13 protein-coding genes and 1 pseudogene are annotated in these 15011 nt (G+C 65.0%); 8 read left to right on the plus strand and 6 right to left on the minus strand.

All coding sequences use genetic code 11. From position 1 onward, the window contains the following. Nucleotides 1-49: 49 nt before the first annotated feature. From ACOOHB_RS10555 to ACOOHB_RS10585, 7 genes and pseudogenes are all read left to right on the plus strand, one after another. Nucleotides 50-1033, plus strand: a complete 984-nt coding sequence (locus ACOOHB_RS10555) for an ABC transporter permease (RefSeq protein WP_420444805.1) — start codon at nucleotides 50-52, stop codon at nucleotides 1031-1033. A 1-nt stretch (nucleotide 1034) separates the two neighbouring features. Next, nucleotides 1035-1937 carry an ABC transporter permease gene (locus ACOOHB_RS10560; protein WP_420444806.1) on the plus strand — a complete coding sequence of 301 codons (903 nt, stop codon included), beginning with the start codon at nucleotides 1035-1037 and terminating at the stop codon, nucleotides 1935-1937. Nucleotides 1938-1940: 3 nt separating this feature from the next. Continuing rightward, nucleotides 1941-3847 (plus strand): annotated as a pseudogene (locus ACOOHB_RS10565) (dipeptide ABC transporter ATP-binding protein). Further along, nucleotides 3844-5538: an amidohydrolase gene (locus tag ACOOHB_RS10570; protein WP_420444807.1), complete on the plus strand. Its 1695-nt coding sequence runs from the start codon at nucleotides 3844-3846 to the stop codon at nucleotides 5536-5538. Before ACOOHB_RS10565 ends, ACOOHB_RS10570 begins: the two are co-directional and overlap by 4 nt. A 35-nt stretch (nucleotides 5539-5573) precedes the next feature. Beyond that, the gene (locus ACOOHB_RS10575) at nucleotides 5574-6563 is read left to right on the plus strand and encodes a CobW family GTP-binding protein (RefSeq protein ID WP_420444808.1); all 990 of its coding nucleotides are present in this window, start codon (nucleotides 5574-5576) and stop codon (nucleotides 6561-6563) included. A 104-nt stretch (nucleotides 6564-6667) separates the two neighbouring features. After that, the gene (locus ACOOHB_RS10580) at nucleotides 6668-7963 is read left to right on the plus strand and encodes an amidohydrolase family protein (RefSeq protein ID WP_420444809.1); all 1296 of its coding nucleotides are present in this window, start codon (nucleotides 6668-6670) and stop codon (nucleotides 7961-7963) included. 89 nt (nucleotides 7964-8052) lie between these two features. Continuing rightward, the gene (locus ACOOHB_RS10585; protein ID WP_420444810.1) at nucleotides 8053-8289 is read left to right on the plus strand and encodes a hypothetical protein; all 237 of its coding nucleotides are present in this window, start codon (nucleotides 8053-8055) and stop codon (nucleotides 8287-8289) included. A 60-nt stretch (nucleotides 8290-8349) separates the two neighbouring features. Here ACOOHB_RS10585 and ACOOHB_RS10590 read toward each other — a convergent pair whose 3' ends face one another. Both ACOOHB_RS10590 and ACOOHB_RS10595 read right to left on the minus strand, forming a co-directional pair. Then, on the minus strand, nucleotides 8350-9291 hold the full coding sequence (locus tag ACOOHB_RS10590) for a hydroxyacid dehydrogenase (protein WP_420444811.1): 942 nt from the start codon (nucleotides 9289-9291) through the stop codon (nucleotides 8350-8352). Between the two features lies 1 nt (nucleotide 9292). After that, nucleotides 9293-10519, minus strand: coding sequence for a pyridoxal phosphate-dependent aminotransferase (locus ACOOHB_RS10595; protein WP_420444812.1), 1227 nt, complete (start codon nucleotides 10517-10519; stop codon nucleotides 9293-9295). Between the two features lie 204 nt (nucleotides 10520-10723). Between ACOOHB_RS10595 and serC the strand changes: the two genes are divergently transcribed. Beyond that, nucleotides 10724-11872, plus strand: coding sequence for a phosphoserine transaminase (gene serC / locus ACOOHB_RS10600; protein ID WP_420444813.1), 1149 nt, complete (start codon nucleotides 10724-10726; stop codon nucleotides 11870-11872). 43 nt (nucleotides 11873-11915) lie between these two features. On the opposite strand, the gene ACOOHB_RS10605 is transcribed toward serC, so the two are convergent. The 4 genes from ACOOHB_RS10605 to ACOOHB_RS10620 form a co-directional block, all read right to left on the minus strand. Further along, nucleotides 11916-12434 carry an RDD family protein gene (locus tag ACOOHB_RS10605; RefSeq protein ID WP_420444814.1) on the minus strand — a complete coding sequence of 173 codons (519 nt, stop codon included), beginning with the start codon at nucleotides 12432-12434 and terminating at the stop codon, nucleotides 11916-11918. Nucleotides 12435-12552: 118 nt separating this feature from the next. Next, complete coding sequence (locus tag ACOOHB_RS10610) at nucleotides 12553-13176, minus strand: YqgE/AlgH family protein (protein WP_420444815.1); 624 nt, start codon at nucleotides 13174-13176, stop codon at nucleotides 12553-12555. Between the two features lie 47 nt (nucleotides 13177-13223). Then, nucleotides 13224-13733, minus strand: a complete 510-nt coding sequence (locus ACOOHB_RS10615) for a DUF4411 family protein (protein WP_420446896.1) — start codon at nucleotides 13731-13733, stop codon at nucleotides 13224-13226. A 7-nt stretch (nucleotides 13734-13740) separates the two neighbouring features. Then, nucleotides 13741-14892: an ImmA/IrrE family metallo-endopeptidase gene (locus tag ACOOHB_RS10620; protein WP_420444816.1), complete on the minus strand. Its 1152-nt coding sequence runs from the start codon at nucleotides 14890-14892 to the stop codon at nucleotides 13741-13743. Nucleotides 14893-15011 lie beyond the last annotated feature (119 nt).

Here is a 15011-nt window from a genome sequence, read left to right on the forward strand (position 1 = left end):
TGACTGCATGGGGTCTGCCGGCACGGCTTGAGGAGTCCGGCAAGCGCTGATGCTGAGATCGATCGCAGCCAGGATCGCCCAAGCACTTGGGCTGATCCTGGCTGTGGTCGCGCTCAATTTCCTGCTCATCCACATCACACCGGGAGATCCGGCCACGGTCATCGTCGGCGAGAGCGGGGCCGGCGACCCCGAGCTGCTGGAGGAAATCCGCGCTCAGTACGGGCTCGACCGACCGGTCATCGTGCAGCTCGCGTCATATGTCGGCCGCGTCGCAACGGGCGACCTGGGCGAGTCGTATTTCTTCAACCAATCCGTCAGCTCGCTGATCGCCAACCGGTTGTGGCCGACGGTGCTGCTGGTCGCCACCGCACTGACCTTCGCCGTCGTCGCTGGAACGCTGGTGGGCGTATTCACAGCTCGCCGCCCGGAGAGCCCGCTCAGCCACAGCGCCACCGTGCTGGCATTGGTGGGTTTCTCGATGCCGGTGTTCTGGACCGGCATCATGCTGGTGATCCTGTTCGCCTCGGTGTGGAATCTCCTGCCGGTGCAGGGATGGCACGACGTGAGCTACACCCCCGGTGTGCTCGGGAACATCGCGGACGTGGCCGAGCACTTGGTGCTGCCGGCTCTGACGCTGGGCCTCATCTACCTGGCGCAGTACAGCCGACTGTCGCGGGCGTCGATGCTCGAAGTGCTCGAGTCGGACTACGTACGAACTGCTCGGGCCAAGGGGCTGAGCGAGTCGAGCGTCGTGTACAAGCATGCGCTGCGCAATGCGATCATCCCCGTGGTGACCGTGATCGGCTTGCAGTTCGGTGCACTGCTCTCGGGTGCGCTGCTGGTTGAGACGGTGTTCAACTGGCCAGGCCTCGGCCGGCTTGCGTTCGACTCGATCCTGCGGCGGGACACATCTGTCTTGCTGGGTGTGCTGCTCGTGTCGTCGGTCATGGTCATCGCCGCCAACCTGCTCACCGACTTGCTCTACACCGTCATCGATCCACGCATCCGACTTCGTGAGCGCTCCCGTGTCTGAGATGTCGACGCCAGCTGACCCCGCTGCACCGATGGCGCTCGAGACGGGAGCGGGTGCCGTCGCCCCGCCAGCTCGGGAGACGTTGCGGCTGTTCGTGCGGAACAAGGCGGCGGTTGCGGGAGTCGTGCTGCTTCTCGGCATGATTTTCATGACGGTCGCGGGCCCGAGCCTGTACGACCAGGATCCAAAGAACATCATCGCGAGGCCACTCATGGCCCCCGGCGAGATTGCTGAGGCCCGTCTCGGCACCGACTACTTGGGCCGTGACGTGCTTGCAGGCGTGGTGTCCGGCGGAACGACCAGCTTGACCGTTGCCGCCATGGCCGCAGCGATGGTCGTCATCATCGGAGTGAGCATCGGCGCGCTCGCCGGCTACTACGGCGGATGGCTCGACAACGCCCTCATGCGCTTCACCGAGTTCTTCCAAGTGTTGCCCGCGTTGCTGTTCGCGATGGTTCTTGTCACCTTGTTCGAGCCCTCGAAATGGACGATTGCGTTCGCGATCGGCGTGGTCGCGTGGCCAGGCATCGCTCGCATCACGCGTGCAGAGTTTCTGCGGCTCCGCAACCTGGAATTCGTACGCGCGGCCCGGGCACTCGGCGCGAACGACTGGCGCATCATGCGCCGGGTCATCTTCCCTAACGCACTGCCGCCACTCATCGTCTCGGCAACCCTCATCATGGGCACGGCGATCCTGTTCGAGGCCGGCTTGGCATTTCTGGGTCTGGGCGATCCCAACGGCACCAGCTGGGGGCTCATGATCGGGCTGAATCGCGGCAACTTCCTGACTGCGTGGTGGTCTGTGACGTTTCCCGGCCTGGCAATCTTCGTCACGGTGCTGAGCTTCAGCCTCATCGGCGACGGCTTGCAGGACGCCTACAACCCGAAGCTGCGAGGACGCTGAGCCGTGAACGACGCCTCCGCAGCCCCCATCGCGACCGGCAGCACGAACAATGCACCGAGGCTCTCGGTTCGGGGACTCACGGTCCGTTTCGACGCGTTCACGGCGGTGAGCGATGTCGGATTCGATCTTCACGACGGCGGGACGCTCGCGGTGGTGGGCGAATCGGGTTCGGGCAAGTCGGTGACTGCTCTGTCGATCATGCGACTCATCGAGATCGGAACGAGAGCCACCATCGACAGCGGCGAGGTGCTGTTCAGACACGACGACGGGCAGGTCGCCGATCTGCTGAAACTTCCAGAGCCACAGATGCGCTCGATCCGCGGCGACCGGATCTCGATGATCTTCCAGGAACCGCTGACGAGCCTGAATCCCGTCTACACCGTCGGCAGCCAGATCGCCGAGGCGTTGCGCCTTCACCGCGGCATGAATCGCGCCCACGCCCGCCAGCGAACCCTCGAAATGCTCGACCGAGTTCGGATTCCCGATGCCGCACGCCGGATCGACCAGTATCCCCACGAGATGTCAGGCGGGATGCGCCAGCGGGTGATGATCGCGATGGCGCTCGCATGCGATCCGGCAATCCTCATCGCCGACGAGCCGACAACAGCGCTCGATGTAACGATTCAGGCGCAGATCCTGGGGCTGATGGCAGAGATGCAGCGCGAGACAGGTGCCGCTGTGCTCATCATCACCCACGACATGGGAGTCGTCGCCGAGATCGCCGACGAAGTGGTCGTCATGCAAGCGTCGCGGGTAGTCGAATGCGGCGAAGTCCACGATATCTTCGAGCGGCCGCAGGAGACCTACACACGCTCCCTCCTCGCGGCCGTGCCGCGGCTCGGCTCGATGACCGGCGAAAGCGAGCCCCGTCGTTTCGAATTGCTCGACACGAGCGAATTCGGCGACCCTGAACCTGTTGCTGCGACGACATCTGATCCGATTGTGGACCCATGAGCGCGTCGGCTCCCGCAACACCCATCGTCGAGGTTGAGGCGCTGACCAAGCACTTCCCGGCTCCTGGCAAAGCTCGTGTTCATGCTGTCGAGCAGGTCAGCCTTCAGGTCGGCCGCGGTGAGACCTTGGCGATTGTGGGAGAAAGCGGCTGCGGAAAATCCACGCTTGCGTACCTCATCATCCGGCTGCTCGATCCCACGAGCGGCACAATCCGCCTCGACGGCACCGATATCACCGGTCTGGGGGCACGCGAGCTGCGCCCACATCGGCGCAAGGTGCAGATCGTTTTCCAGGACCCGTTCGCCAGCCTGGACCCGCGTCGACCCATCGGCAAGGCCATCGGCGAGCCGCTCGAGATTCATCGGGCCGTACCGCGCCGCGACATCGACGAAGTCGTGGCATCGCTGCTTCGGCGCGTGGGGATGTCCCCCGACGACATGTCGCAGTACCCGCACCAATTCTCGGGCGGTCAGCGCCAGCGGATCTGCATCGCCCGTGCGTTGGCGCTGCGACCTGAACTCGTGATCGCTGACGAAGCCGTCTCGGCACTGGATGTCTCCATTCAGGCACAAGTCATCAACCTGATGATGGACCTGCAGGAAGAACTGGGCCTGTCGTACCTGTTCATCAGCCACGACCTCGCCGTTGTCGAGCGCATCGCACATCGAGTCGGTGTCATGTATCTCGGACAGATCGTTGAGCTGGGGCCCCGGCAGGCCATCTTCGAAAACCCGACCCACCCCTACACCCAGCGGCTGCTGGACGCCGTGCCGATTGCCGATCCGCGGCAGCGTCACATGAATCGGTCCGTGCGCACCGACGAGATCCCGAGCCCAGTCTTCGAACCCGGCACAGCGCCCGAGCCAGTCGTGCTCACCGAGATCGAGCCGGGTCACTTCGTGGCGCAAGCCACGAACATCGAGCACAGCGTGGCCCAAGAGGAGCAAGATCGATGAACTCAGCCATAGCGGGCGCCTCCGAGCCATTCGTGATCTACCCGGCGCGCAGGGTCATCACCATCAATCCCGCTTTCCCGTACGGCGAAGCCGTGGCGGTGGCGGGCGATCGCATCCTGGGAGTCGGCAGCACCGACGAGCTGGCGTCGTGGGGCTCTCACCGAGTCGACAATCGCTTCGCAGGCCACGTGCTGATGCCCGGCTTCGTCGAGGCCCATTGCCACGTCATGTCCGGGGGGCTGTGGAACTCCACATACGTCGGCTACTTCGACCGTCGCGATCCTCAGGGACGGCTGTGGCCTGGCTGCACCTCGATCGACGACGTGCTCGAACGGCTGGGCAAGGCTGCCGCCGAGCTGCCAGACGAGTCTCAGACACTGCTCGCATGGGGACTCGACCCGATCTACTTCGCGGGCGAGCGGCTCGTGGCACGCCATCTCGACACCGTGACCGGGGACCGTCCGGCGCTCGTGCTGCACGCCAGCGGCCACCTGGCAACCATTAATTCGGCGCTGATGGCTCGCTGCGGCATCGACGAGACGGCGACCAGTCCCGGTGTTGCACGCGGCGGCGACGGGTTGCCAAACGGCGAGCTGCACGAGCCCGCCGGCATGATGCTGGCCGGCGAGGCGTTCGTCGAGATGATGAACGCAAACCGGACCGAACAAGCCCGCTGGCGCTACGCCAACGAGGCTCGCAACGCCGGGCACACGCTGCTGACCGACTTGGGCACGACGCAGTTGTGGGATGCCGACCAGCTCGACAACTGGCGGAAGGTGACGAGTGATCCCGAATACCCGGCGCGGGTGATGGTGGCACTGTCCAATTTCTTCGGGGCGCCCGCCGGCACGGATGAGTTGGCTGAGCTGGGAGCACGTCTGAAGCAAGAACAGACGTCGAAGCTGCGCTTTGGCATCGTCAAGCTGATCCTCGACGGCTCGATACAGGGCTTCACGGCCCGGATCAGCTGGCCGCACTACTACAAGCCGCCTCCGGGCCACGTCGGAAACGGGCAGTGGCTGACACCGCCTGACCAGATGGCCGATCTGCTCGAGACGTACCACCGGGCAGGCCTGACCGTGCACTGCCACTGCAACGGCGACGAGGCCTCGGAGGTATTCATCGACGCAGTCGAGCAGGTGCTCGAGCGCCATCCCCGCTGGGATCACCGTCACACGGTTCAGCACTGCCAGCTCACGACGCCTGCCCAATACCGCCGGATGGCAGCGCTCGGCATGTGCGCCAATATCTTCTCGAACCACATCTACTACTGGGGTGATCAGCACCGAGATGCGACCGTGGGGCCCGAGCGAGCCGCCCGGATGGATGCCTGTGGCACGGCGCTGGCTGAGGGCGTCAGCTTCTCGATCCACTCAGACTCGCCCATCACGCCGCTGGGACACTTGCACACCGCATGGTGCGCGGTCAACCGGGTGACGGCATCGGGAGAGGTTCTGGGACCTCACGAGCGCATCGGCGTGCCAGACGCGCTGCGAGCGATCACCATCGAGGCGGCCCGGCAGCTCAAGCTGGACTCCGAAATTGGCAGCATCGAAGCCGGCAAGCTGGCCGACTTTGCCGTGCTGGAGGACGACCCGCTCAGCGTCGACCCCATGGCCCTGCGTGACATCGGGGTGTGGGGCACCGTGCTCGGCGGCGTGCCTCAGCCAGCCGAGATCAGCGAGGCCTAGCACGAGGCCGGGATGCTCGATCTGAGGCCAGGGTGTTGAGCGAGCAGCGGATCCCGGTGACCGTCATCGGCGGCTATCTCGGCGCCGGCAAGACGACGTTGGTGAATTATGTGCTGCGGACGTCGGGCGAGCGCATCGCAGTGATCGTCAACGACTTCGGCGAGATCTCTATCGACGAGGACCTCATCGTCGCAGCCGAGGGCGACAAGCTGACACTAGCCAACGGGTGCATCTGCTGCACCCTTGCCGACGGGTTTGCCGCCGCGCTGATGCAAGTCCGCTCGGCCGGCACTCCACCGGCTCGACTGCTCATCGAGGCCAGCGGCGTCGCCGATCCTGCCCAGGTCGCTGCGTACGGCCATACACCCGGTTTGCGACTCGACGCCGTCGTCGTGTTGGCTGACGCCGAACAAGTACGCCGGCTCGCCAACGACCGCTGGGTGGCCGACACTGTCCGAGGGCAGCTCGGGGCGGCTGACTTGCTGGTGCTCAACAAGATCGACTTGCTGGCGAGCGACGACGATGCCGACGAATTGTGCAACTGGCTGCGGGCTGTCGCCCCGGGAGCGGCCTTGGTGCGGGCACGTCACGCCGCAGTTCCGTCAAACGTGCTCTTCGACACATCAGCGGAAGCGCTCGACGGGACGGATCCCGGAACTTCCAAGCTGGAGGGGCCCCGAGCGTCCGGGGCCACGGCTGCCGGCCACGCGCATGAACACGCAGCCGATCTCTTCGAGTCGCAAACCGTCACGTTGGACGAACCCGTGCCGAGCGCGCGTATTCGCGATCTGCTGGACAACGTGCCCGACGGCGTCGCCCGCCTCAAGGGACTGGTGCGGGTTACTGAAGGCGATGGCTCTCACGACGCGCCGAGTTCTGTCGCCGATTGGGTGATCGAAGCCGTCGGCACCCGTACCTCGATGACACCGAGTGAGCCGCACCGCCGCTGGGTGATCAGCGTCATCGCTCACAAGGGCTCCCTGCCGGTCGACTGGCTTGTGGACCGGCTGGCGGGACACGATTGAAGCTCGCGGCTGGGTGATCGGGGCCCATTGCATGCCAGACTCCTCGGGCGCGCAGACGGCGTCGCCGCTGCTGTCCCCGCGAGTCCCAGCCCCGGAGTGCTGACATGGCCATCACGATCCCCGACCCTGACCTCAACAACGTTTGGCGGCTCGAGACGCCGGGCAACGAAGGCTGGCTGCGTTCAGCTCGGCCGGATGCGGCCGACAAGTTCTTCATGTGCTCTGCCGATGGTCACGTCCAAGAGCCGAACACGTTCCTGTTCGACCGTATCGACCCCGACTACCACCATCGGCTGCCGACCATTGCCGTCAGCAAGGACATGGATCCCCATGGCAAGGGCGATAAGGACGCAGCCGGAAACGACACTTCTGAGGAGCAGTTCTTCCAGAAGGCCGAGGGCTTCCGTCCGGCCAAGCTCAACTGGACGAAGCCATTCGAGGGCCACGAGAAGCTGCGCAACCGGTCAGGTCGCGACCCCGAAGCACGCGTGCGTGACCTGGCACTGGACGGCTGTGACGCCGAGGTTCTGTTTCCGAACAAGGGCCTCACAATCTGGGCCACGCCTGACGCCGATTTCAGTCACGCAATGTGCCGGGCCTACAACGAGTGGGCCTGGGAGGAGTTCGCCGACTACAACGACCGGCTCGCTCCGATGGCCTGCATCGCCCCCGCAGCGCTGGACAAGGCGATCGCCGAGATCCAGCGTTGTGCTGCGCTCGGGTTCAAGGGACTGAGCCTGCCAGCCAAGCCCGTCTTCGGGCCACCTGACGTCGACGACCCGAACTACAACCTGCGGGAGTTCGAGCCGTTGTGGGACTGCATCGACGACGTCGATCTGCCCGTCACGTTCCACGTCTCGACGGGTCGCGACCCGCGCACCGCTCGCAGCCAGGGCGGGGCCGTCATCAACTACGCCGTGCACTCGCTGGCGCCGACTATGGAACCGCTGGTCAACGTCTGTGCTTCAGGCGTCGCGGAGCGACACCCGAACCTGCGCTTCGGTGCCATCGAGGCCGGCATCGGCTGGGCGCCATGGATGCTGGGTGCCATGGACGAGGCGTATCTCAAGCACCACATGTGGGTCCGGCCAAAGCTGGAGCTGCTGCCCAGCGAGTACTTCAAGCGCCAGGGCTTCGCGAGCTTCCAGGAGGACGCCGCCGGCCTTGATCTTGCCCGCGAGCACGGTCTGGTCGACAACTTCCTGTGGGCGAACGACTTCCCGCACCACGAGGGCTCCTGGCCGTATTCCGCCCAAGCGATCGAGCGCACGATGAGCCACCTCGACGATGGCGAGCGAGCCAAGATCCTTGGGCTCAACGCTGCCCGCATCTTCGGATTCGAGATCCCCGAGCGCTACCTGCATCACCCCGACGCAGCTGCTGCCGCCGCCCAGCGCTGAGACCAGCCAGGCCGAGTGCTTGGCGGACGGCCGGATTCGGGCGCGAGGTAGGGTGGACTCAACCGGATCTGGCCCATTGAGGAGTCGAGATGTTCCGCAAGGTTCTGAAGCGCATCGGCAGCGCCGCGAAGAGCCTCGGCCACTTCTTTGCTGTGCTCGCGCATACGAAGAATCGACCGCAGGCTCCGGATCCCCGCAAGGCGGCCGCCCGGCGCGTTCGGGAAGCGATGCACGCGACGCGCGGCAACTCGGGCTTCAGCACCTCCGGCGCCAACGAGAAGATCTACGGCAAAGTCCTCTCAGACGGCCACAAGCAACAGCACTAGAACCCAGCTGCGGGCGCGACCGTGGTCGCGGACGGGACAGCTGGCTGGATTGGAGAAGCGCTAGGCGTTGACGGCGTAGGGCACGGGATTGCCGGCTAGGGCCAGATTCACCTGCTCGGCGATCTGGATACCAGCTCGGACTTGAGCTTCGCTCGTGCTGGCGCCGAGATGCGGGGTTGCCACCACGTCGGGGCGGCCGAACAGCGGCGAGGCGGTGGCGGGCTCAGTTGCGTAGACATCCACTGCCACGCCGCCGAGCCGTCCTTCCTCCAGCGCAGTCGCTGCCGCTGCCTCATCGAGAATGCCGCCCCGAGCAGTGTTCACGACCAAGGTGTGCGGGCGGCACTTGGCGAGGTTCTCCGCGCCCAGCAGCCCCGCCGTCTCAGGCGTTCGCGGCATGTGCAACGTGATGATGTCCGATCGCTCAAACAGCTCTTCGAGGGTCACCATGTCGACCCCCGCCGCTCGAGCGGATTCCGGGCTCACATATGGGTCGTAGGCGATGAGCGCGACATCGAATGGGGCGATCCGCTGCGCCACCAAGCGGCCGACGCGACCGAGACCCAGGATCCCGATCGTCTTGCGATAGATCTCCATGCCGCCCCAGCGGCTGCGTTCCCATCGGCCATTCGAGAGTGCTTGGTGAGCCTGCGGGATGTGGCGAGCCAGCGCCAGCATGAGTGCGACGGTCATCTCCGCAGCCGACACGACATTGCTCGACGGCGCATTGCAGACGAGCACACCACGCTCGGTAGCAGCAGCGACGTCGACGTTGTCGAGTCCTACTCCGGCACGCCCGACGACGACGAGTGCATCACCTGCCGCGAGGAGGTCAGCATCTACCTGCGTTGCCGAGCGAACGACCAGCGCCTGCGCCCCGGCAATGGCGGCGCGCAGTTCGTCGGTGCTGAGCCCGGTGCGAACATCGACGTCGTGACCGGCTGCACGCAGCATGTCCAGGCCAGCAACAGCCAGTTCCTCGGCGACCAGGACTCGTGCCATGTCACGCAACCAGATCTGCGATGCGGCTGATGCCTTCGGCCAGATCGTCGAGCCCCAAGGCGAAGGAGAACCGCGCGTAGCCGGGGGCACCGAACGCTTCGCCGGGCACGAATGCCACCTTGGCATGCTCAAGAATGGCTGCGGCCAAATCCACCGTCGTCGTGGCTTCCGTGCCGCCGTATCGGCGTCCCAACAGCCCTTCCATGTTCGGGAATGCGTAGAACGCCCCTTCGGGTTCGGGACACTCCACGCCCTCGATGGCGTTGAGCATTTCGGTGATGCGCTGGCGCCGCACGTCGAATGCATCACGCATCATCGCGACCGCCTCAAGGTCTCCCGAGACCGCTGCGAGCGCTGCTGCTTGTGCCACGTTGCACACATTGGACGTGGAATGGCTCTGCAAATTGGTCGCCGCAGCGATCACGTCAGGCGGCCCGGCCATCCACCCGACCCGCCAGCCCGTCATGGCGTACGTCTTGGCCACGCCGTTGAGCACGACGCACCGGTCGGCAACATCAGGGACCAGCACCGGCAGCGAGTGATGCTCGGCATCGCCGTAGGTGAGGTGCTCATAAATCTCATCGGTGATCACCCACAAGCCGTGCTCGATCGCCCACTCACCGATCGCAACGATCTCGTCACGGGGGTACACGGCACCGGTCGGGTTCGATGGCGATACGAACAGCAGCGCCTTGGTGCGGTCGGTCCGCGCCGCCTCAAGCTGGTCGACACTGACCCGGAAACATGACTCGATGCCGGCGAACACCTCAACCGGCGCGCCGCCGAACACTCGGATCGCTTCGGGATACGTCGTCCAGTACGGCGCTGGCAGCAATACCTCATCACCCGGATCCACCAGCGCGGCCATGGTGTTGTAGACGGCCTGCTTGCCGCCATTGGTGACCAGGAATTGGCTGGCGTCCCAGTCGAGACCACTGTCTCGCTTGGTCTTGGCGGCAAGGGCGGATTTGAGCGCAGGCTGACCGCCAGCCGACGAGTAGCGGTGGTTCGCCGAGTCGCGGCACGCGGCTACCGCTGCGTCCACGATGTGTTCGGGCGTCGCGAAGTCAGGCTCGCCGGCGCCGAATCCGATCACGTTCTGGCCTGCAGCCCGAAGTGCCTTTGCCTTGGCGTCAACTGCCAGGGTCGCCGACGGGGCGATGCCCGCCAACGCTTCCGAGACCCGTTTGCCGCCCGATGCTCGACTGGACCCTGGTGAGGTGGGCATGAGGCGACTCCTGTCCTGCTGGTGCTGGTGCTGTCTTGCTGGTTCGACTTCTCTGCACGGCCGCGAGCGCCCGACAGTCTCGCCGCCGAGCCGCGCATTGCGGCGCGCGTGGGCCGCGCCGCAAGCCCCACAGACCCACGTATCGCCAAATTGTCAAGAAAATGTGGTTGTCGGCAGTAGCGCCGGGCGCAATAGTGGCAGCCGATGTCTGTGTCTCCCTTGTCAATTTCGATTCCCGCAGAACTGCGGCCGGCAGATGGCCGCTTCGGCTCGGGACCGTCCAAGGTCCGTCCCGAAGCCGTCAAGGCACTCGCGGCGCGCGCGATCGACTACATGGGTACATCGCACCGCCGCAGCGGCGTGCGTTCGGTGGTGGGTCGGCTGCGGGCCGCGATGGCTGAGCTGTTCGGTCTGGGCGACGGATGGGAGGTGGTGCTGGGCAACGGCGGCAGCACGGGCTTCTGGGACGCCGCCGCCTTCTCGCTCATCGAGCGCCGGGCCCAACACCTAACCTTCGGCGAATTCTCCGAGAAGTTCTCAGCCGTCACGACGGCCGCGCCCCACCTCGACGACCCAATGGTGATCACGGCCCCTTACGGCCGGCATCCGGTGCCCGAGCCTGCAGACCCGGCTGAGATCGACACGTACGCGCTGACGCACAACGAGACCTCGACTGGCGTTGCGATGCCGCTGCGGCAACCCCAGCTGGCAGCAGCCCGAAGCGGCCCGGCACCAGCGCTGTCGATGGTCGACGCCACCTCCGCGGCTGGCGCGATGACTTGGGATCCAACCGATGTCGACTGCTATTACTTCGCGCCGCAGAAGGCGTTCGCCGCTGACGGCGGGTTGTTCATTGCGCTGTGCTCGCCGGCGGCAATCGAACGGATCGAACGGATCGATGCCACCGGTCGCTACAAGCCCGCCACGCTGGACCTTGCTATTGCCGTCACGAACTCCCGCCAAGACCAGACCTACAACACGCCAGCACTGGCCACGATCCTGCTGACACTCGAGACCGCCGAGTGGATGCTCGACGGCGGCGGCCTCGCTTGGGCGGCGTCCCGCTCGGCAGCATCCAGTGGCACCGTCTACGGCTGGGCAGCAGAACGGGACTTCGCCGCGCCGTTCGTCACCGATGCCGAGATTCGCTCCCCCGTCGTGTGCACGGTCGACTTCGACGGCGTCAGCGCAGACGACATCGCTGCGGCGCTGCGCGCCAATGGCATCGTGGACACCGAGGGCTACCGGAAGCTAGGTCGCAACCAACTACGCATCGCGGCCTTCCCAGCAATAGAACCGGCCGATGCCGAAGCGTTGACGGCCTGCATCGACTACATCGTCGGGCGGCTATAGAGCCGCTGCCAACAACACAGTCGAGCGGCTAAGAAGCCGCGGCTCAGGCCCGAACGACGAGAGTGCCGGCCGCCTTGTCATGCCAGCCCTGATAGACGCGGTCCCAGGTGAGGCTGACGTAGCACAGGATCGCCAGGAGCCAACCGACGAGCGGGATCAGCGAGACCAGACCGGGAATCAACCAGCGTCCGACAGCCTTGCCCCAGCCCGGCACGCCGCCATGCGCTGCGTTGATCACCTTGATGCCGGTCATCCGCTTGCCGAGCGTCTGGCCCCACACGGCGATCTGCACGACCTCGTATGCGAGACCGAGGACCAGACCGATCAGCGATGCGGCGAGAATGCCGCCCCCAAAACCGTCCGAATCTCCCGAGTCGACCGAGGCGCCGCCGATGACAATCACTACCACGACATAAATGATCCCGAAGATGACGATGTCGAGTAGCCGCCCACCGAAGCGTGCCGCTGGCCTCGCCAACTCGACAGTCTCGCCGGTCCCGAGTTCAGCCCAGCCAGTCCGCCGCCCCTCGTCCGAGGTCGGCGGCTCGTTGTAGTCGCTCATGGAAGACCTCCGCCATCGATGTTGTGACCGACAGATTTGCGAACGAACCTAGCGCGCTGCGCGGGCCTGCCCCTGTCGTTCGCGCAGTCGCGTATGTACCGCCAAACAGCCCAACGCGCTAGTTCAGCGCGGGATCGTCGGGATAGTGCGCCAGCAGGCGTGCAGGCGGGCTCTGGCGTGCGAGCACGTCGTACCAGAGCGTGGTGGCATCGGCAGCCAGGTCGCCCGGTGTCGAATTGAACACCCACCAGCATCCGGCCTGCAGCTCGCCTCGCAACTGGCCGGGCCCCCAGCCAGCGTGTCCGCCGTAGATGCGTACGGAAACGACCTCATCATCGAGTTCAGACGGATCGGCAGTGAGATCAACCAGGCCGACCTCGCCATTCACTGTGCGCCATGCGCCGGCGGTCTCGGACAACTCGGTGGCAGTGCCCTCGCGATGCTGTGCTTGCACCGTAGGAGCAGCGTCAGTCGCCCCGAGAGCGAGCAGTCCCTGCGGTTCGACCGGCCCGCCGAGCCCGACCGCAGCCCCCTCCGTGAAGCGTGACGCCCAGCGCGGAACCGCTGAAGCGCACGAGATGTCCGAGATGCGATTGATGACGATGCCCAGTGTGCCTGCCTGCTGATGCTCGATCACGAACACGACGGTGCGATCGAAGTTGGGGTCGACCAAGCGCGGCGTCGCCACGAGCAGGTCGCCCGCAGAGGGCACCCGCACCGGCGTCACGACGACTTCGACCACACCCCGATTCTGCCACTGCGTCGCGGCGTCTCAGGGACCGCAATCCCCTATGACTCCGCTCGATAGCGCACGCCGAGTACATCCAAGAATTCCCGCAAACGCACCGACCGAATTCCCGAACGGTCGCAAGCGGTCACGATCGAAGTACTGCTAGTGCGGTCAATCCTGTCCTCAGTCACCACGCAAACCTCCGTTCCGTCTCGGCCAAGTTGTCTGGCGAGTCCAACGACATATGGATCTGCATCTTCTTCGAGTTTTGAGGTGTCGGCCAGAAGAGGATTCTCGGCAAGAAGCAGCCGCATGCAATCGGCATCGACGTCGAGGGGCAGCGACTGCACCTGCCTAGCGCTCGCAGCCCAAGCCCCGGGCGCGTCAGGATGCATCATCTCACTGACCTCTCGATACACCTGACGAGGCGCGGCCAACCCACCGGACGAGGCCATATCGCGCATTCGCATCAAGAGATCCCACTGGTCACCGACACCAACTGCCCTCTTCAGCTCGATTAGCGATGATGCATCGATGACCCATACATCGGGCTCTCCGAGTCTGAGCATGCCTTGTTCAGTCACTGGCCAGCAGCACCTCAAGGTCCGCTATCTCATTCGGTGAGAGGCCAAGGAAGTCGGTGGCGTCGCGCAGGTTAAGTCGACCGTCTTCAAGTGCTTCAAGGAACGTCCGAACGGTCGCATCACCGAGTTCCTGTCGTCGCCTCTCAATCCTCACCTCGCCGCCCCCGCCTCCGCCCTCGCTCCAATTGCGGAGCTTGGTCCAAGTGGAGAACTTGTAGTAGAGGTCCTGAGTTCCGAGGCCGACATCAGTGAGTCTGATCGCCATGGCACGCCCACTGACACGAAATCTATTTGCGATCTTTCGGACGACCTTCGGCTCACGAGCGGGCATGGACGCGGTGACGCCGCTGTTGGCTGCCACCTTCTTGAGCGCACCTTCCGGAACGAGGTACGAGGCCGCAAACCTCTCACACCAGCGTTCAGCTGCACGATCGTCGCCAACCGAGTTGACGAAATCTCTACATGCCGCCGCGCTGCGATTGAGCATGTGCCCGTATTCATGGATTAGCGAATAGCTCCGGGCAGTCTGGAGATACGCCGAATTCACGACAACGAGCGGGGCGTAGTCATCCCAAAGACTGAACCCGCGCACGCTCTCGCGTCCCAGCGAAGATTGCTGAACGAAGATTCCACGCCGCTCCAACGCCTCACGCCACGCGCGAAAGGCCTGACCGTCGTTCGACCACCCCAATTGGACTTCGACACTGATCTCTGAGCGGAAGCGCGCGTCTTCGCCCGCTGCCGCCGCATCAGCGCTCGGCTCATAACGCGGCAAGTCGATTGGTGGGCTGCCACGTGCCTGTATGCACCAGGAGAGCATCGACTGCTGGCGCTGCGCTTGACGAATCGCGCAGAGATCCCCACTCTGCAACGGCTGGTCGCCAAGACCGGGTGCTGACCGCAGGCTTGGAGAGATCGATGCACTCGTGGGCGCAGCTGGCAAGAAGAAAACCGCGGTCGGGCGTCGAAGAACACTGGCAAGCTTGGTGACCTGCCCCCTCGACGGAGCGTCCGACTCCGCCTCCCACAATTCGACCTGCTCGGGCGGGACAGTCAGCCGATCCGCAAGCGCTACGACGCTCAGGCCCGCTTCATCACGTGCCCAACGGAGCACAGCACCCGTGATGGGAACCGATTGTGTCACCAAAGTTCACTCACCCCCTCGCGCAACCACCCGAAAACAGAGTGTGGATCATCCGGGCGGCAAACGCCAGGCCGCGGACGGCCACACAGATCTAGGCGGGATTGTCGCGCTCTCATCCA

This window comes from Candidatus Poriferisodalis sp. (assembly GCF_965215815.1).
GTDB lineage: Bacteria > Actinomycetota > Acidimicrobiia > Acidimicrobiales > Poriferisodalaceae > Poriferisodalis.